Here is a 19664-nt window from a genome sequence, read left to right as displayed (position 1 = left end):
TTTAATCTGTAGAAATTTGAAAAAATGCCCCACTTTTTAGAGGAAATAAAGTGGCTGTTTACAACACTGTACTGTGTACTTTTGACACTGTAGAAAAAAGCCCTCCCCCATATGGATACACTTTTCCCTCTCAACTTTATATAAGTGTATAGGTACTTCTTTTTAGGGTATGTGTCCCATTTTGAAAACTTCACTCGATTAACTCAGTGAGGATAGAGGGATACACTTTTCAACTTTGAATCGTTAATAGAATAGAGGGGGAGTTAAGATGGCTAAAGCTTATACGAATAAAGCCCTTGATAAATCGTTAGAAGTATTTGAGGAATTTAGCGATATACTGGGGGGTAGAATCTAATGGAAATATGGAAAGATATTGAAGGTTATAACGGTAAGTATCAGGTATCAAATCATGGAAGGGTTAAGTCTACGGATTACTACTATACTGGTAAGGAAAAGGTGTTAAAGATAACCCCTTATAACGGTTATCGTAAAGTAGGTTTAGCGAAAGATAAGAATGATACAATGACACTGTTTAATGTCCATAGATTGGTTGCTACTGCCTTTATTCCTAAGGTGGAGGGTAAACCCCTAATTAATCACATTGACGGTAACAGGGCTAATAATCATGTGTCTAATCTTTAGTGGTGTACCTATACAGAGAATAACCGTCATGCTTATGATACGGGATTAAATAAACCAAAGGGAAGAAGAAAACCATCTGTAGCATACAGCAATATTTACTTACAGTTTGCACTAATAGACTTAAGAGAACGATTGGAGGAATTAGCCTAAAAAGGTTAATCCTTCTTTTTTTATGTAGAAAAACACACCAAATTAGCTACAATATATTACTGCTATTATCCCCTTTTTCTTCCAATTGTGTACACATTTTGTCCACAAATTCCACACCTAATTAACGGTAGTATTTTCCATAAACCTTGATATAGCAGCTTTCTGTTGGTCACAATTTATCCCACCTAGTAGATAATCTGTAGTAGTACCACACACAGTTGTCAACATATAATTATTTCCAATTCACCTACCAATTTATTCCAAATTATGAATCACAAATAAAATATTTTGTCAACATCTTTTTCTAAATCATAGATTACCGTTACTGTCAATGGTTATTGCCACCAGTACCAATTATCCATAAATCCCCATTTAGGTATTCATACTTCATACATCCATAATGTAAATAATTGGATGGATGGTTGCGGTAATCCATACAGGATTATTGATAATATAGGTTTGGTAGCAGAGGGAAAATAAATAATAATGAATAATAAATACATCTTTATGAATAAATATAAGTAGTCTTACCGTTAAGATATAGCCCCACCCCCTTCCATAAATGGATATATCTTCCCTTATAACGGTAGAATATACCAGTAGAATAAATTAATTATTATTATCCTTATCCACCACATACTACCAATACATTACCGTATATCTACACTATTGGTAACAATATACAACTAATATAAATCATAACCATAGAGTTATATCCTACCATTACTACCATACATATCCAATTATTATTATTAACATTTATTAACAATTAATCATAATATTACTATGGAATAAATAGGAGAGATTGGTAACAACTGGGAAGGGATGGGGGTAGGTAAAATATGGGAAATTTGGGGGTTGGGTGTTAATCAATAATACATTTCTAAACTAAACTTGGCGGTCATTGTTTTATTTTTTTCTAAACATAAATTGGCAAAAAAGAGACTACCTTTAACTGGTAGTCTTTAACATTATTGATATTTCTTTCCTCTAAGTGTGGATAATGGTGAAGCATTTCTACCCCGTTCCAGTACCGTTTTATCTTCCATTGATTGGATATACTTCTCTGTTGTCGCTACATGGTTATGTCCTAGCAAACGGGATACTGTATAAAGGTCTGTACTGCCTAATGCGATTTGGGCAAAGCTTCTCCTACAACTATGCACCAATAAGGCTACATCAACCCCACAAGCCTTTCCTGACCGTTTAACGACGTTTAGAACTGCTTCATGTCCCATTCTTCCTATAGAGGATACATCCTTCTTTAACCCTCCGCCCTTGGTACGTGTACAGACAAACAGGAAGGGGCATTCCTGACCTTTTAGATACTTCTCCCTAACTCTCCTATACTTAACCAAGGCTTTCCTTAAATGAAGGCTTATAGGTACTAATCGTTGCTTGTCACCTTTACCCCTTATGAGAATGGCATCTTCAAATACATCCGTTAATTTAATTCCTGATAATTCAGCAGAACGGATACCAGTTTCAAATAAGCAGGTTAGGATTGTACGGTTTCTAACATCCATAAAATTAGTACCACAGTAGAAGTCAATCATCTTCTGAATGTCTTTGATACTGAACGGTTTAATCATGACCTTCTCTTCCTTGAGTAGTTCAATGTCATCCAGCGGATTGTCTTTGAGTATCTTTTCCTTGATACAGAACTTATAAAAGTTATTCAAGGTCTTTAGCCTTGTATTGATTGTGTTAGCTTTGATTCCATCGTCTAAGAGGTGTTTAATGTACCGTTTAATGTGTCTAGTGGTAGTATCCTCTAGTTCCATTTTATAGGATTCGAATAACCATCTTTCAAACTGTAATAAAATGGCTTTCTTATTCTTGACGGTACTCTTGCTGTAATTTTGGATTTCGATTTCTGTAAGGTAGTCTTCTAGTGATAAGTTCATTTTGCGGTAATCCTCCCTGTTTATAATAGGTATTTGGATTACGGCAAACTCATTATTTAAACATTGCGGAAAGTGGCTTGAAGCCTTGGTATAACTGGAGTTGGTGTCGAGGTTAGTATAAGTTGATACTTGACGGATTTTTTGTCCGGAGAATTAACAGCTTCTACTTGCTGGCCTTCAATTCGTTGTTTCTCGTTCATGAAAAATCCCCTTTCGAGTAATCTAAACACTATATTAATTGTTAACGTACAACTAACCATTTTAAACGATTGGACGAAAACAAACAATAAAATATGATAATGTGCTGGAGCGACACTTCTATTTTACTATAAAAAGAGGGCCCTGCTAAATTTGAATTTTTTAGTAAAAAATACATGAAAAACCCCCGGGATTGATTAATTTTGAATCCCGGGGGTTTTTCACTGCTTTTATTTACATAAACTCTGCTACCAGCTTGTTGAAGTGCGCTTCATTTAAATTTAAATCAGCATGGGCAAGCGGGGTTTCCGAGTAGCCGTTGACCAGCTCCTGGTAAGACTTGCGCTCTGTGTCTTGATAAATCAAGCCTGTGACTAGGCCGTCGTGCCTCATTAGCGTTTGCATCGCAACTTCTCGGCTGGAAGGATCATAGCCTTCGATGTCACTCAGCTTCGTTAAGTTTTCTTTAAACCAATCGTACGTGTTTACTTTATTGTATGTCACACAAGGGCTGAACACATTGATTAACGAAAATCCTTTATGCTTAATTCCCGCTTCAATCAGTGCTGTTAAATCCTTCAAATCGGTTGAAAAGCTTTGCGCTACAAATGTCGCACCCGCTGTCAAAGCCATTTCCATTGGAGAAACAGCCTGTTCAATCGATCCTTGCGGCGTTGACTTTGTTTTAAAACCAGCAGCAGAGCGCGGTGATGTCTGCCCTTTTGTTAATCCATAAATTTGGTTGTCCATCACAATATAGGTGATATCAATATTGCGGCGAATCGCGTGAATGGTGTGACCCATTCCAATTGCGAATCCGTCGCCGTCCCCGCCTGAAGCGAGCACGGTCAGGTCACGGTTAGCCATTTTCACACCTTGGGCGATTGGCAATGAACGCCCGTGGATACCGTGAAATCCGTATGAGTTAATATAACCGGAAATACGGCCGGAACAGCCGATTCCCGAAACAATCGCCAAGTTTTCAGGGTCAAGCCCGACATTTGCCGCGGCTCGCTGGATCGCCGCCTGTACGGAGAAGTCGCCGCAGCCCGGGCACCAATTTGGTTTTACATTATTTCGAAATTCCTTAAATGTTGTCATTTAAAACAACTCCTTGCAGTTTGTATGAATTTCATGCGGCAAGAATGGGTTTCCATCATACTTTAATATCTTGACAACTTTTTCAGCATGACCGACGTTCATTTTTAAAATGTTTGCCAGCTGGCCTGTTGCGTTATTTTCAACAACTGCAATTTTTTTCGCCGATTTCACGAGTGGCAGCAGTTCATCTGTCGGGAACGGATGAATCAAGCGCACTTGTGCATGGTTTACTTTTAAACCGTCTTTTTCAAGGCGGGCGATTGCTTCTTCGATCGTACCGCGAGTCGAATTAAAACCGACAATTAGCAGGTCCGCTTCTTCGTGAGGAGCGTTTTTATAGACAGGGGTGTTGAAACGAATATGTTCAACCTTCTTGAAGCGCTTATCCATTTGTGCCTTCCGGTTTGCCGACGATTCTGACGGTTTTCCGGTTTCATCATGCTCAACACCTGTCACATGGTGGATCCCGTTTTTCATGCCTGGAATGACACGTGGTGACACACCATCGTCTGTCACTTCATAACGCTTAAAATAGCCTTTGTTTTCGATTTCAGGCAGTTCACTGTTGGCAAGCTTGCCGCGGCGGATTTCTACTTTATCAAATTCGAGCGGTTCCACCGTTTGCTTTCCTAACGACAGCTGCAAGTCTGATAGAATAATAACCGGACACTGATATTCTTCTGCAAGATTAAAAGCTTCGGCTGTATCATAGAAAGCCTCTTGAACCGTACTTGGAGCGAGGACAATTTTTGGAATCTCACCGTGAGTCCCGTAAATCATCGCCATCAAATCAGACTGTTCCTGTTTAGTCGGCAAACCGGTCGAAGGACCGCCGCGCTGTGTATCAACGATGACGAGCGGCGTTTCGGTAATTCCTGATAAACCAATCGCTTCCATTTTCAAAGACAGTCCCGGACCAGCTGAAGCTGTAATCGAGCGAACGCCGGCATAGTTCGCACCAATCGCCATCGTAACGGCAGCAATTTCGTCCTCTGTCTGAATAACGGTTCCGCCCAGTGGAGGCAGTTTTTTAATCAAGTATTCCATTATTTCAGAAGCAGGCGTAATCGGGTATGCAGCCATAAAACGGCAGCCTGCCGCTAAAGCTCCAAGGGCGATCGCATCGTTTCCAATCATGAACATCCGCTTTTTCCCGTCTGCTTTTTCAAGTTGCATGGTCTCGATGCTGGCGCCAAGCTTTTCTTTTATGTAATCATAGCCTGCTTGAATCGCTTCCATGTTTTTGTCAACGACCTGCTGGCCCTTGCGTCCAAAAATCTCTTGAACTACTTCTTCGAAAACTTTAATATCAAGATCTAGTACTGCTGAAGTTGCTCCGATGGCAACCATGTTTTTCATAAGGGATGTGCCGAGTTCCGTGGCAATTTCCGTAAATGGAACCGCATACATAGTAGCTTTAGTATCTTCTGGCTGTTTTGGGTCAAATTTTGAATCGGCAATAATGACACCTTTATCATGAAGCTCTTTGTAGTTTACATCGATCGTCTCCTGATCAAATGCCACAAGTATGTCTAAATCATCTGAAATGGCCCGAACTTGAGTTGTGCTTACACGAATTTTGTTGTTGGTATGGCCGCCTTTAATACGTGATGAAAAGTGGCGGTAACCATACAAGTAGTAGCCTAAACGATTCAGCGCAATGGAAAATATCTCCCCGGTACTTTCAATACCTTCCCCTTGTTGTCCGCCAACTTTCCAAGAAAGTTGATTGATCATTCCTTACACCCCTTTAGATACGTTAAAAGAATTATGTAAAAACGTTGCATGTTTAACGAGTAGCACCATTCTATATCACCATTTCAAGCCTATATACAAAAAGATATCGGTTAATAGGAGGGTACTAAACGCTTTCAATTCTAGACCTATGTAGTAAAAAAAGCAACCCTTTCAGATTAAATATTGGCTAAAATGTGAATATTTTTTTATTTTGCGAAATATAATAGCTATTTACATTTTAGCGTGTATCACGTTCGGGCCATTTGTATTGTTTAATACCTGTATTTTAAAGCTTCCCCGGTTTTTTAGCGCGGATATCTTCCTGCAAAATTTTGATAGAGAAACTTGTCCACCTGTATATTAGAATAATATTTATAAAGTTCATTGACGAGAGCCGAATAATCGGCCATTCTTTCCAATCCCTTCACGATGTCATCACTACCGTCAAAATCCGAACCAAAACCGACGTGGTTTTCCCCGCCAAGTGCGCAAACATGGTCAAGATGCCTCAATACATCTGCAATCATTGCCGATCGTGTTCCTGACAGAAATGGAGAAACAAACGTGATGCCAAGAACACTGTTTCTGTCTATTAACGCCTTGATTTGCTCATCCCGCAAATTCCTTGGATGCGGACAAAGGGCATAGCAGTTTGAATGGGATGCGGTTGGATAATCAGCCAGATCGATTACATCCCAAAACCCTTTTTCCGATAAGTGGGATACATCACACCATATGCCCTCGTTGTTCAAGACATCGACAACCTGTTTCCCAAACCTCGACAGACCTGCACCTCTTTCCTCCAACACCCCGTCAGCAACGCTGTTCGCATAATTCCAGGTAAGCCCTACAGATGATACTCCGAGCCGCAGGAGCGTCTGCAGTTTGTTTATATCCGATCCGATCGCGTCGCAGCCTTCGAGTGTTAAAATGGCTCCGATTTGGTGTTCAGTTAATCGCATGATCTCATCCTTTGTCAGGATCATTTTAATATTTGAAAAAGGCTCGATAATCCTTTCGTAAAAAAGCTCGACCATATGAAGTGCAGCCTGAAATTTCAGATCCGGATGGACTTTTTCCGGTACATAGATTGCAAAGCATTGAACCTTCGGCCCTGGCCCCGATAATTGCTGCCACGTCACCTGCAAATCCGGGGAATCCGTAAAATCAAGGCTGTTGTTCATAAATAGTTTATAAAGGACATCGCAGTGAGCATCAAATATCTTCACATCCATCCACCTCGTTTAAATATAATATAAAAAAAAGAGAACCTGTTTGCATGTTGCAAACAGGATTTTTTGTCTACAAATTCGACCGGAAAGAACTGCCAAGTTCCTGTGGTTTCCCCCTTAGAGAAACTTTTTATCTTGGTTCGATAATTAACTTAATGGCAGTCCTCTCTTCTCCATCGATTAGGATATCTGTAAATGCCGGGATGCAAATTAAATCGACTCCGCTAGGTGCGACAAATCCTCTTGCAATCGCTACTGCCTTAACGGCTTGATTCAATGCACCTGCACCTATTGCCTGGATTTCCGCAGCACCTCTTTCGCGCAGAACACCGGCAAGTGCACCAGCTACAGAATTAGGATTAGATTTTGCTGAAACTTTTAATATTTCCATTCCTAGCTCCTCCTTGTTTAATCCCGATCCCGTATGTTCAAAAATTGAACAAATCAGGTTGTACGTGAAATCATCCATCAACTGGTCAAGCTCTGTTTGTGTGCCTGCTGCTGACAAATTCGGGTCAACCAATCCATTCCCAAGCCTTCCTCAAGCCCGTGAACTAAAAACTGTCCAGTCTGCGAGAACGGATAAATCTTTCCATTGCTACTATATTCAGCACTTAAAAGACATATTCCGGCTTGGACAAAAAAAGGATTGCTTATGAAGCTTCCTGGGATCGTTTTTCAAGGAGCAGAAGAAATTGTTTCTTTATGAGAAAAATGGGTGATCATCATTCACTAAGATGGTTTGAATTTTTTTTGCTTTTCCATCCTGTTTATCAATGTCAATTATTACCGCACTCAGTTGCGTCCGCCCTTCCTTCGTCACTTCAAAGCGGACCGGCAAGGCTGTCAAGAATCTTTTCAGTACGGCGTCTCTTTCGACACCGAGAATACCATCATAGGGGCCGGTCATGCCAACATCTGTCAAAAACGCTGTTCCAGCGGGCAGGATGCGCTCATCTGCCGTTTGAACATGTGTATGGGTACCGACCACCGCTGACACCCTCCCGTCCAAATACCACCCCATCGCCTGCTTCTCACTCGTTGCTTCCGCATGGAAATCAACAAAAATGATCGACGTTCGCTTTCGCGCTTCTTCAATAAGCTGATCTGCTTTTTTAAACGGGCAATCAATCGGTGTCATGAAAGCCCGCCCCTGCAGGTTGATCACCGCCACTTCATCCTGATTCACTTTTAAATAGACGATTCCCTTCCCTGGTGTTCCATCTGGAAGGTTGGCAGGACGCACCATATTTTTTGCGTCATCAATAAATTCATAAATTTCCCGGTTGTCCCAGGCATGATTGCCAAGCGTAATAGCCTGAGCCCCTTCCTCAAGGAAGCGTCGGTAAATTTTGTCAGTTATTCCCTTCCCGCCTGCGGCATTCTCTCCGTTGATAATCGTAATCGTCGGACGGAATTTCTCTTTTAATCGAGATAAATAGCTGCTGACCATGTCCCTCCCGGGTGAGCCAACGACATCCCCTATAAACAGTATTCTCATGTTAGTGCCCTTTCCTTTACGTGTTTTTTTGCTTATGTAGATCTTACCACAATCCCACTTGGTTCTATTCATGGAGCAGCTGGATACAAAAAAAAGCGGTGCTGAAGCACCGCTTTATTTTGCATATTCTACCGCTCTTGTTTCGCGTATTACTGTTACTTTTATATGGCCCGGATAATCGAGTTCTTCTTCGATTCTTTTCCGAATATCCCGTGCCAGGCGATGAGCTTCAAGGTCATCAATTTGTTCTGGTTTTACCATAATTCGAACTTCACGGCCTGCTTGAATTGCAAATGATTTTTCAACACCGTCATACGATTCTGAAATCTCTTCAAGCTTTTCAAGACGGCGAATGTAGTTTTCAAGTGTTTCACTGCGAGCTCCCGGCCTTGCCGCAGATAGAGCATCTGCTGCTGCCACAAGCACCGCAATAATCGATGTTGGTTCCGTATCCCCGTGGTGGGAAGCAATACTGTTGATTACGACCGGATGTTCCTTGTACTTCGTAGCAAGTTCAATCCCGATTTCAACATGGCTTCCTTCAACTTCATGGTCAATCGCTTTACCGATATCGTGCAGAAGTCCCGCGCGGCGGGCCAGGGTCGTGTCTTCCCCAAGTTCAGCTGCGAGCAGCCCGGAAAGGTGGGCAACCTCCACTGAGTGCTTTAATACATTTTGGCCATAACTCGTTCGGAATTTTAAGCGGCCAAGAATTTTGATTAAATCAGGATGGAGCCCGTGAACACCCACTTCAAATGTAGTTTGTTCACCTATCTCACGGATATGCTCATCCACCTCGCGTCGAGCTTTATCAACCATTTCCTCGATGCGTGCCGGATGAATCCTTCCGTCTTGCACAAGCTTGTCCAGCGCCAAGCGAGCTGTTTCACGTCGAATCGGATCAAAGCCGGATAAAATGACTGCTTCAGGAGTATCGTCAATAATCAAGTCGATTCCTGTCAGTGTTTCGAGAGTCCGTATATTACGGCCTTCCCGACCGATAATTCGGCCTTTCATTTCATCATTCGGCAAGTTCACAACCGATACAGTTGTCTCTGCAACATGGTCTGCTGCACATCTTTGGATAGCAAGTGACAAGATCTCTTTCGCTCTCTTGTCTGCTTCCTCTTTTGCACGATTTTCGCTCTCCTTCACCATGATTGCGATATCGTGGGACACTTCCTGTTCGATACGATCCAAAATGATTGCTTTCGCTTCTTCACGCGTCAAGCTCGAGATGCGTTCCAGTTCAGCCTGTTGTGCTCGTACCATCTCGTCCACTTTGCTTTCCATCTCTTCAATATGCTGTTGTCTTTGGTTAAGGGAATCATCTTTTCTCTCTAAAAGATTTTCTCGTTTATTCAACGACTCATCTTTGCGATCAAGATTCTCCTCTCTTTGCAGTAAACGGTTTTCTTGTTTTTGCAGTTCATTTCTTCGTTCACGAACCTCACGTTCAGCTTCAGTACGAAGCTTGTGGATTTCATCCTTTGCCTCAAGCAAAGCTTCTTTCTTTGAGGCTTCTGCATCACGCTTTGCATCTTCTAAAATCTGCTCCGCTGCGTTTTTTGCTCCAGCTATCTTCGCTTCCGCAAAGGATTTACGAATAAAATAGCCAACAACTGCACCGACGAATAGGCCAAGCAAAATGGAGATGATCGTAATGGGTTCCATCATTTCACCTCCTCTTGCTATGAACTTTTGTTACGTTTTTTTAACTGTCGGCATGTACATTGTTTATCAACATACAGCTCTAGGACTTTTAAACGTGTTAATACTAAAAAATGTGTAAAATATACATGCTTAATTGTATAGCTGTAAAATTTTATTGTCAAGGGCCAGTCCCTGCGCCTTTTTTTGTCTATAAGCAAAAAGCCATATCATCCAAGCGATAAATTCACATATTCAAGCAATAACATTCATATACCGGTTGCTGCGGACTTTTATATTTCAATCCCGGAGTGTATACAAAATCAAAAAAAACAAAGCCCTGAGGCTTTGTTTTTTAGTCTACAAGCTCGAATTGTTCCGGCTCTTCTCCAGAGTCAATAACCGTTTTTTCGTCGTCAAGACCGTAATGGTCGCGAATTTTTTGCTGGATTTCAAGGCGCAGCTCTTTGTTTTCTTTTAAAAACAGTTTCGCATTTTCACGGCCCTGCCCTAAACGCTCTTCATTATACGAATACCATGAACCGCTTTTTTGGACAATGTCCAGCTCTGAGCCCAAATCAATAATTTCGCCGTCTCTGGAAATTCCTTCGCCGTACATAATGTCCACTTCAGCTGTACGGAATGGCGGGGCTACCTTATTTTTTACAACCTTAATTTTTGTTTTATTTCCGACCATATCCGTTCCTTGCTTTAAAGCCTCCGCACGTCGGACTTCAAGGCGCACTGTTGAATAGAATTTTAATGCGCGTCCGCCTGGAGTCGTTTCCGGATTTCCAAACATAACTCCGACTTTTTCACGGATCTGGTTAATGAAAACGGCAATCGTTTTTGATTTGTTAATGGCACCTGACAATTTACGCAAAGCCTGAGACATTAAGCGGGCCTGCAAACCAACGTGGCTGTCACCCATTTCGCCTTCAATCTCGGCCTTTGGCACAAGTGCTGCAACCGAGTCAATAACTAAAATTTCAATCGCGCCGCTCCTGACAAGAGCTTCCGCAATTTCGAGCGCCTGCTCGCCTGTATCGGGCTGGGAAAGCAGCAGTTCATCGATGTTCACACCAAGCTTCTGGGCATAAACCGGGTCAAGCGCATGTTCGGCATCGATAAATGCAGCTTGTCCGCCGTTTGCCTGGACTTCGGCAATCGCATGCAGGGCAACTGTGGTTTTACCTGAACTTTCAGGTCCATAAATTTCAATAATCCTTCCGCGCGGATATCCACCTACTCCAAGAGCAACATCGAGGGCAAGGGAGCCACTCGGGATAGTCGAAATCCTACGATCTGTCTGCTCTCCAAGCTTCATAATAGAACCCTTACCGAATTGCTTCTCTATTTGTTTTAACGCCATTTCTAAGGCAGCTTTACGGTCACTCACTAAGTATTTCCTCCTTTATTGTTAACGAATCGGATTCGTTTTCTGTCTCATCTCACAGAACCTATCTCTAACTATAAATGTTTTTTTATGTTTTGTCTAGAAAAAAATCGAACGTTTATTCGGTTTTTTTCTATCACTAAAGATATCAAGAAATAGTCGTTATATCAAGAAACTTCCCTATTTTCGAGTTAATAAAGCGTAAAAAATAAACTTTTTTACTCATATTCTGAAATTAAAAAGCAGAGCGCTTTGTTAAGCACTCTGTGAATTAGCGAGAAGCTTTAATAGCAAGTGGCAGCCATATTTGACAGCGCGAATGCGATTTGCTTCTCTGCCGCCGCCAAATTGCATTTTTTCAACAACTGCCGGTGTTCCTTTGACAGAAATGCCAATATAGACCGTTCCGACCGGTTTTCCTTCGGACTCATCAGGACCTGCCACTCCAGTAAAGCTGATTCCGAGGTCAGATTCGAAAATGTTTGCTGCATTTTCGGCCAGTTCCCCGGCACAGGCCCGGCTAACCGCGCCGTGCTTGTCAATCGTTTCCTTGCTGACTTGAAGCACATCCGTTTTGGCCGTGTTCGTATAACAAACAACACCGCCCTTTAAGATAGCCCCGGCTCCCGGATAAGAGGTAAGCTCCTGCTGGAACATCCCTCCTGTTAAGCTCTCGGCGCAGGCAATTGTTAAGCCCTTGTCCTTCAAAGTTTTCGTCAATTCCTTCATAAGCGATGTCTCATCATAACCATAAAAAAATTCTCCGGCACGGGCGAGCACTTTTTCCTCCATTTCATCCAATAGCAATTGGGCAACATCAAAAGAGGCAGCACTTGCTGTCAGCCTGATGCTGCATTCCCCGTCGGAGGCAAGGGGAGCAATCGTCGGGTTCGTCTGCGCTTCGATTAAGTCTTCAAGTTCTGTTTCAAGAAGCGATTCGCCAATTCCGAAAAAACGCAATACCCTTGAAGCAATTACTTTTTGTGAAGCCGCTTTGCCAAGCAAAACCGCATTCCCGTATTTCAGAAACATCGGTTCCATTTCCTTCGGGGGGCCCGGCAGCAGCATATACGTATGATTTTTCGTTGAAAGAACCATGCCAGGTGCCATTCCGTGATCATTTTTCAACACTTGAGAGTCTTCAAGAATAAGAGCCTGCTTTCGGTTATTATCCGTCATCACTCGATTTGTGCGTTCAAAATATTGCTCGATCGAACGGAGGGCTTCCTCATCGGTAACGAGGTTTTTCTGTAAATGTCTGGCAATCGTTTCCTTTGTTAAATCGTCTTTCGTCGGGCCGAGACCGCCCGTAAAAATAATTAATTGCGAACGGCTTTCAGCTATCTTGATAACAGCTTCAAGACGGGCTGGATTATCCCCGACAACGGTATGGTAAAAAACATTGATGCCCATGTCGGCGAGCTGCCTTGAGATAAAGCGCGCATTTGTATTGACAATTTGACCAAGCAGCAGTTCGGATCCGACTGCAATAATTTCTGCATTCATCAATCTGCCCTCCTAAAGCGCCCCGATTATTTTGAATTAAGAAAAGCACGCTTGTTTTTGGCGAAATAATCCCATCCGGACCAAATCGTAAAAAACATGGCGACCCACAGGGCCAATTGGTCAAACGGTATCGAGACAAGTTCAAATATCGCATTGTGGAGAAGCAGGGCTGAAATCGCAATAATTTGCGTCCATGTTTTGATTTTTCCCAGCCTGTTGGCAGCTACTACCTCTCCTTCTCCAGCAAGGACAAGCCGCAGGCCGGTAACCGCAAATTCACGGCTGATAATCACGATGACAATCCAGGAGGCTGCAAGCTCCAGATCGACGAGCACGATTAAAGCAGCCGAAACGAGCAATTTATCGGCGAGCGGATCAAGGAACTTGCCCAAATTGGTAACAAGGTCGTATTTTCGGGCATAGTAGCCGTCGATCCAATCGGTTGTGGAAGCAATGATAAAAATTATCGCACCGATAAAATGGGTTACAGGTAGTTCTGCTCCGATAAAGGACATGTTCCCCCAATCAAAGGGTGCCAGCATCACAATAAGAAATACTGGAATAAGCAATATTCTTGAAATGGTAATTTTATTAGGCAGATTCATGATATACCTCCAAAATAGTATCTAAAAAGCGCCCAGGCTCATTCAACCCGGGAATTAAAACAATATGTAAAGGAAAATAGCCATCTTGCAGATGACTATTCGTTTGCCGGTACTTTTCGAATTGTAATATCCTGGCGTACCGATTCTGATGGCAAGACAGCAAACTCTACCTTTTGATCATTCACGAAGATTTCAGTATTCGCAGAATTTCCAATCACGATCACTGCTTCCGTTTCTTGTGACAGATCAACTGTTTGGCTGTTCGTCCCTGTTGGAGAAAGTGTCCCTTGATAGAAAGAATGCCCTTTGCCGTTTGTGATGTTGACCCACGTATTCGCACCGGTCGCCGCCACTCTCAAATTGAATGTTTTGGCGTTTGTTAACTGGTAAGTGGTATTTCTTCCACTGGCTTCAACAACAGAGATTTGCTGGGCAGGAGCTTCCTCCACTTGACCTTCTCCATTGCTTGCGGAGTCGTCAGCTTTGTCTGAATCCTCTTCTTTCTGCTTATCCTCTGTGTTTTCATTTTTTTCATTATCTTTATTTTTCTCTGACTCTTTATCGACGCTATCCGGCTGCTCATAATTAATCGTCGTATCCTCTTCATTAACAGGTTCATCTGCTCCTTGATCCTTGTTTTCGAGGACGAGGTACCAGATAAGGACAATTGCCCCAATCACAAAAATGCCTATCAATATTTTCGGCAGCAAATCAAGAATCTTTGAGCTATTGTCTGAAATGTTTTTCCGCGTTTGCACCCTTGAAATTTTTTCTGTAATATCTTCATTATGTGCTGCAGGAATATCGTTTTTATATTGCTCATAGAGCTCTTCCGGTTCAATGCCGACTGCTTCTGCATACTGCCTGATAAAAGCTCGTACGTAAAATTGGCCAGGCATCATTTCGTAATTTCCTTCTTCAATGCCTTTTAAATATCGTTTTTGAATTTTAGTCGCCGTTTGCAGCTCGTCAAGGCTCATGCCTTTTGCTTCACGTGCTTCTTTTAATCTATTGCCTAGTTCAGTCACAATAACACCTTCCATACGTTTAAAAATCAAAGCCACCAAATTCAGAATCAGAGAACATGCTGTTTTTATGTTCAAGTTCGTATGTGATCTCTTCATCAGGATCATTGCGCAATTCAATAATATAATCAAAATCTTCAAGAGTATATTCAGAATTCTGCACAAACACGTCCGGGTGCTCAACTACTTTTACAGCGTTGAGGCGCATGATTTCCCTGACAAGCTGCCAATGCCGTTCATTTGCTCTTCTCGTCGAGACTATGCCATCAATAATAAATAAATTGTTTTCATTATACTCATCTTCAATCAGTTGATTACGAATCGTTTGCTTCAGCAAAGTCGAGGAAACAAACAGCCATCGTTTATTGGCACACACACTGGAAGCCACGATTGATTCCGTTTTGCCGACACGTGGCATTCCCCGGATGCCGATCAGCTTATGACCATCCTGCTTAAACAATTCTGCCATAAAATCAACAAGAATGCCAAGTTCATTCCTGATAAAGCGGAATGTTTTTTTATCATCGGCATCACGCTGGATGTATCGGCCATGCCGGACAGCCAGGCGATCCCGGAGCTTTGGTTCCCTAAGCTTAATTACTTTTATTGTATCCATCGTATTTAAAATAGACTCAAGCCGCACAATTTGTTCATGGTCCTTTGCAAGAATCAGTAATCCGCGCCTGCCTTCATCTACGCCATTAATCGTGACAATATTGATTGAGAGCATACCGAGCAAAGACGAGATGTCGCCAAGCAAACCAGGACGGTTTTTTTGTATTTCATATTCTAAATACCATTCGGTTTTATCCATAAAAACCTCCCACACGATAACCATTTGACAAATTCCTGCAAAATTTTTATCCCGATTCTATCATAAATTATTTTTCCAGAAGATGAAAGGAAAAACAAGCATAACTTTTCCTTAACAGGCAAAATGAATGCTTTCGGGACTGGACAAGCTCCGAAGTATTGTTAAAAGAAAACAGCCCTTGCCGGTTAAGGCAAGGGCTGTTTCATCAATTATTGTTGTCCAGATCCGTTATTTTGAACGAGCTTGGTCATCATACTGGCAATCGCATGCTGTTCTTCACGACTTGCAACCGACCAAAGATCAGCAAGAACTCTTTCCTGCTCATTTTTAGGGTCAACGTTCTCAGAAAGGTAACCACCAATTTCATAGGCAAGGTTACTGATCGTTTCATCGTTCATCCCCTCATTTTGGGCATGTTGGAGGCGATTACCTAAAAAACTTTTCCATTGGTCCCAGCTTTCTAATATAGACATTTTTTCATCCTCCTTTTCATAAATACATGGTTATTTTGGATTTACAAGGATGAAAATATGCATGAAATTTTTAAGTATACCAACCGCCGTTGACACCTAGTATTTGGCCGGTTATGTAAGTGGCTTGATCTGACAGAAAGAAAGCAACTGAATTCGCGACCTCCTCCGGATTTCCGAGTCGGCCGATTGGAATTTCATTTGCCAGTTCATCCATTTCTGCTTCAGTGAGGCTGTCAAGCATCCTCGTATCGATCGCGCCCGGCGCGATCCCGTTGACTCTGATCCCAGTCCGGGCCAGTTCCTTGCTCAATGCTTTTACAAAGCTGATCTGTGCCCCTTTCACAGCAGAGTAAGCAACTTCAAATGCTGAGCCGGTTTGCCCCCATATCGAAGAAATGACGATGATGTTGCCGCCTTTTTTACTGTGCAGCTTCGGAAGCAGTTCCTTTGTAAGCAAAAGCGGCGATGTTACGTGAATGCGGACCAGTTCCTCGGCGGATTGTTCATCAAGATCAATCAGCATGCCAGAATGGCTGTTGCCGCTATTATGAATGATTGCATCAAGTGAAAAGACCGAAGAAGCAATTTTTTTATAGCCGGACGGAGACGAAAGGTCAGCTTGAATCGGAATATACTCCCCTTCGAGTTCATTCAGTTCGCTCATCAGCTGTTTAATACCCACTGTATTGCGATGGTAATGCAAATAGAGTGAATAACCGTTCTTTGCCAATTTTTTTGCAATCGCGCTCCCGATACCGCCGCTTGCCCCGGTAATTAATATGAATTTTCCCATGCACTCCACTCCGTACAATTTCAGTATATGCCCTTTATCATACAGTTTTTTATCTATTGAGTAAATTCACAAAGTATTAAGCCAAACCGAAAAACGAGTTAAATTGTATTGATAAACCAGGAGGATTCGTATGAATCATATAAAAAAAAGTACCGAAATGGTACTTTTTTCAGACTTCATTATTTGTTTTTCGGAATCACCTGGCAGACACTGAACCGGTCATCAGAGATGAATCGGTTTGCAGTAGCTTTGACATCTTCCAACGAAATACTCTCAAGCGTCGGAACGACATCAAATAAATTCATATCGTTAAAGGCATAACGCGTAAATTGATTGGCGATATATTCAGGGGAGTTAACCGCACGAAGAAAAGCACCGATTTTCTTCTTTTTCGCTCTGCCGAGATTTTCTTCCGTAAAGACGATGCCTCTTTTTCCTTCTGCCAATATTTCCGCAATGCGCTCAGAAAGACGTTCAGGATCATTCGTATCCCCGCCTACCATCGCAAAACCAAAGCCCTGTTCCTGTGTATAATCATAGGAAAATGTTTCATCAATCAGTCCTTCATTGTATAGCTCGCTGTATCGTTCGGAGCTTTTACTGAACAAGATATCGAGGATAACATTGATGGTTAACTCATTTTTCAGCAGTTCAGCACCGCTTTCGTTTGGATCCGGAGCTTTGATTCCGAATAAGCATTTCGATGTTTGCACATTCATTTTTAGGACTTGCTTTTTGACCGCAGCTTCGGCCGGTTCTTCGGCAAGCTGGCGCTTGATTTCCGGCTGGTCATCATACTGCTTTTTAGCCTGATTCTCCTTGACCTGGTTCATGATCCGCTCAGGATCGACCGGCCCTGTTACAAACAGCAGCATGTTGCTCGGGTGATAAAAGGTTTTATAGCATTCATAGAGCATATCCTGTGTAATTTCGGAAATTGATTCAACTGTTCCTGCAATATCAATCTTAACAGGATGGTTTTTGTACAAATTTTCAATAAGGCCAAAGTATAAACGCCAATCGGGATTGTCTTCATACATGGTGATTTCCTGGCCGATAATGCCTTTTTCTTTCTCAACTGTTTTCTCAGTAAAATAAGGATCCTGGACAAAATCGATTAACGTTTCGAGGTTTTCTTGCACATTCGACGTACTCGAAAACAGATACGCTGTTCGTGTAAAAGATGTAAACGCGTTTGCTGATGCACCCTGGCGACTAAATTGCTGGAACACATCCCCGTCTTCCTTCTCAAAAAGCTTATGCTCCAAAAAGTGGGCAATGCCATCCGGAACCTCGATCACTTCATCTTTATCAAGAGGCTGAAAATGGTTATCGATCGACCCGTAATTCGTTGTAAACGTAGCATAGGTTTTATTAAATCCTGGCTTAGGGAGAATATATACATTAAGCCCATTCTCAAGCTTTTCATAAAAAAGCTCTTCCTGGAGCTGGTCAAATTTAATTTTCTTCACTTTTTCCAACCTCCATTCCCGTTAAAAAATAGATCGTATCAAGATCGACTTTTTGTGCGGCCGCAACGATATCTTCCTTCGACACTTGCCTTGTGTTTTCGAGCCATTCGTCGAGGTCCACAAGGGTACCGGCAACAACACTATGGTAGAACACCTCGACAAGGCCCCGGGCTGTGTCAATCGTTTCAAGCATCTGGTTGATTGTTACGGCCTTCGTCTGTTCAATTTCAGGCTCCGTAAAATCGCCGTTTTTCATTGCTTCCATTTGTTCCTTAATAATCGTGACTGCCTGCTGATAATTTTTCCTGTCTATTCCCGACATCACCATCAGCAATCCTTTGTGGCTTTCTAGCCGGCTTGCCGCATAATAGGCAAGACTCGCTTTTTCGCGGACATTAATAAACAGCTTCGAGTGTGAAAAGCCGCCAAAAATACCGTTGAACAATTGCAGGGCATAATAATCAGCATCCCCATATGTGATGTTTGTGCGGTATCCGATATTCAATTTGCCTTGCTTGACATCCTGCTCCTCGATTACTTCATGAACCTCTGGCTTTTTTTCTGGTATGTACGACGCTGAGACCTGGGGCTCGCGCTCGTTAAATTGCAAGAGGCTATCAGCGATTTCAATTACTTCATCCTCGACAATATCGCCGATTACATAAAGATCAAGTTCATCTTCTGAAAAAGCTCTTTCATAATATTCATATAAATTTTTCGCATTAATATCATCGACTTTTTCAAGTTCGCCGTTTACAGGAATAGCGTACGGTTCGCCTTTACACATTTCCTCAACAAGCCTGAAGTTAGAATATCTCATTTTGTCATCGTAAACTGCTTGAATCCGCTGCTTTAACGTCCGTTTCTCTTTGTCAACTGTCTCCTTATCGAATGCTTGCCCGTTTGCATGCGGGTTTCGGAGGATTTCTGCGAAAAACTCAAATGCTTTTTTCAGTAATGGGGCCGGGTCGCTCAAAAACTTCTCGTTGGCGACTTCGATAGAGAAGCTGATAATATGATATTCACCCTTTTTTGCGAGATCGACAAAAAGGGTTGCCCCATAAAGTTCATCTAAATATGAACGGAGAGCGGTTGTCGAAGGATAGCGGTCTGAACTGCTTTGAAGAACGTAAGGCAGGATTGCTCTAAAAGTTGCATCATCCTCATTTAAAGGTGCCTTCATTTTCCAAACGATTGTATTCGTTTTATATTTTCCTGTTTTGACAATATGCAGTTTGTAGCCTTTCATTTTCTTCATGGCTTCAGATATTATAGCCATCATAATTCCTCCCTTACCAAACACTTTTTTTCAGTCGAGCGGTTATTTTCTATCATATCCTTTAATTTGAAGGCTATTCTTTCTTATAGTACCAGAATTTAGACTTTTTACATTATACTTAGCTTCCGGGCAGATCATTTCATTTCTTTTTCAAGGGGGTGTTTACATAATATTATTATGATG

18 protein-coding genes are annotated in these 19664 nt (G+C 42.1%); 1 reads left to right on the top strand and 17 read right to left on the bottom strand.

Annotated elements, in window-relative coordinates; all coding sequences use genetic code 11:
* The first annotated feature begins 354 nt into the window (after positions 1-354).
* Positions 355-642, top strand: coding sequence for an NUMOD4 domain-containing protein (locus tag CU635_RS08260; RefSeq protein ID WP_101576766.1), 288 nt, complete (start codon positions 355-357; stop codon positions 640-642).
* 1121 nt (positions 643-1763) lie between these two features.
* On the opposite strand, the gene CU635_RS08255 is transcribed toward CU635_RS08260, so the two are convergent.
* From CU635_RS08255 to yfmF, 17 genes are all read right to left on the bottom strand, one after another.
* Positions 1764-2699, bottom strand: coding sequence for a tyrosine-type recombinase/integrase (locus CU635_RS08255; protein ID WP_101576748.1), 936 nt, complete (start codon positions 2697-2699; stop codon positions 1764-1766).
* A 56-nt stretch (positions 2700-2755) separates the two neighbouring features.
* Positions 2756-2899, bottom strand: coding sequence for a hypothetical protein (locus CU635_RS23270; protein WP_180956628.1), 144 nt, complete (start codon positions 2897-2899; stop codon positions 2756-2758).
* Positions 2900-3131: 232 nt separating this feature from the next.
* Positions 3132-3998 (bottom strand): 2-oxoacid:ferredoxin oxidoreductase subunit beta, encoded by an 867-nt coding sequence (locus tag CU635_RS08250; protein WP_101576746.1) that lies wholly within the window; start codon positions 3996-3998, stop codon positions 3132-3134.
* Complete coding sequence (locus CU635_RS08245; RefSeq protein WP_101576744.1) at positions 3999-5735, bottom strand: 2-oxoacid:acceptor oxidoreductase subunit alpha; 1737 nt, start codon at positions 5733-5735, stop codon at positions 3999-4001. It abuts the gene before it with no gap.
* Between the two features lie 305 nt (positions 5736-6040).
* Positions 6041-6970 carry a dipeptidase gene (locus CU635_RS08240; protein ID WP_180956627.1) on the bottom strand — a complete coding sequence of 310 codons (930 nt, stop codon included), beginning with the start codon at positions 6968-6970 and terminating at the stop codon, positions 6041-6043.
* A gap of 127 nt (positions 6971-7097) precedes the next feature.
* Positions 7098-7358 (bottom strand): stage V sporulation protein SpoVS, encoded by a 261-nt coding sequence (gene spoVS, locus CU635_RS08235; protein ID WP_029281188.1) that lies wholly within the window; start codon positions 7356-7358, stop codon positions 7098-7100.
* A 312-nt stretch (positions 7359-7670) separates the two neighbouring features.
* Positions 7671-8468, bottom strand: a complete 798-nt coding sequence (locus CU635_RS08230; protein WP_101576740.1) for a TIGR00282 family metallophosphoesterase — start codon at positions 8466-8468, stop codon at positions 7671-7673.
* A 114-nt stretch (positions 8469-8582) separates the two neighbouring features.
* Entirely contained in the window at positions 8583-10142 is a 1560-nt protein-coding gene (gene rny, locus CU635_RS08225) for a ribonuclease Y (protein ID WP_101576738.1), read from the bottom strand.
* A gap of 331 nt (positions 10143-10473) precedes the next feature.
* Positions 10474-11517 carry a recombinase RecA gene (recA, locus tag CU635_RS08220; RefSeq protein WP_101576736.1) on the bottom strand — a complete coding sequence of 348 codons (1044 nt, stop codon included), beginning with the start codon at positions 11515-11517 and terminating at the stop codon, positions 10474-10476.
* Between the two features lie 252 nt (positions 11518-11769).
* Complete coding sequence (locus tag CU635_RS08215; protein ID WP_101576734.1) at positions 11770-13020, bottom strand: competence/damage-inducible protein A; 1251 nt, start codon at positions 13018-13020, stop codon at positions 11770-11772.
* A 26-nt stretch (positions 13021-13046) separates the two neighbouring features.
* Complete coding sequence (gene pgsA / locus CU635_RS08210) at positions 13047-13625, bottom strand: CDP-diacylglycerol--glycerol-3-phosphate 3-phosphatidyltransferase (protein WP_101576732.1); 579 nt, start codon at positions 13623-13625, stop codon at positions 13047-13049.
* Positions 13626-13720: 95 nt separating this feature from the next.
* Positions 13721-14653, bottom strand: a complete 933-nt coding sequence (locus CU635_RS08205; protein WP_101576764.1) for a helix-turn-helix domain-containing protein — start codon at positions 14651-14653, stop codon at positions 13721-13723.
* Between the two features lie 19 nt (positions 14654-14672).
* Positions 14673-15464 carry a DUF3388 domain-containing protein gene (locus CU635_RS08200; RefSeq protein ID WP_101576730.1) on the bottom strand — a complete coding sequence of 264 codons (792 nt, stop codon included), beginning with the start codon at positions 15462-15464 and terminating at the stop codon, positions 14673-14675.
* Positions 15465-15673: 209 nt separating this feature from the next.
* Entirely contained in the window at positions 15674-15937 is a 264-nt protein-coding gene (locus tag CU635_RS08195; protein ID WP_101576728.1) for a DUF3243 domain-containing protein, read from the bottom strand.
* 70 nt (positions 15938-16007) lie between these two features.
* The gene (ymfI, locus tag CU635_RS08190) at positions 16008-16730 is read right to left on the bottom strand and encodes an elongation factor P 5-aminopentanone reductase (RefSeq protein WP_101576726.1); all 723 of its coding nucleotides are present in this window, start codon (positions 16728-16730) and stop codon (positions 16008-16010) included.
* A gap of 179 nt (positions 16731-16909) precedes the next feature.
* Positions 16910-18202 (bottom strand): EF-P 5-aminopentanol modification-associated protein YfmH, encoded by a 1293-nt coding sequence (gene yfmH, locus CU635_RS08185; protein ID WP_101576724.1) that lies wholly within the window; start codon positions 18200-18202, stop codon positions 16910-16912.
* Positions 18189-19481 (bottom strand): EF-P 5-aminopentanol modification-associated protein YfmF, encoded by a 1293-nt coding sequence (gene yfmF / locus CU635_RS08180; RefSeq protein ID WP_101576722.1) that lies wholly within the window; start codon positions 19479-19481, stop codon positions 18189-18191. Before yfmF ends, yfmH begins: the two co-directional genes overlap by 14 nt.
* Between the last annotated feature and the right edge of the window lie 183 nt (positions 19482-19664).

The organism is Bacillus canaveralius (assembly GCF_002860125.1).
Classification (GTDB): domain Bacteria; phylum Bacillota; class Bacilli; order Bacillales; family Cytobacillaceae; genus Bacillus_BJ; species Bacillus_BJ canaveralius.
This window is presented reverse-complemented; position numbering and strand designations above follow the sequence as displayed.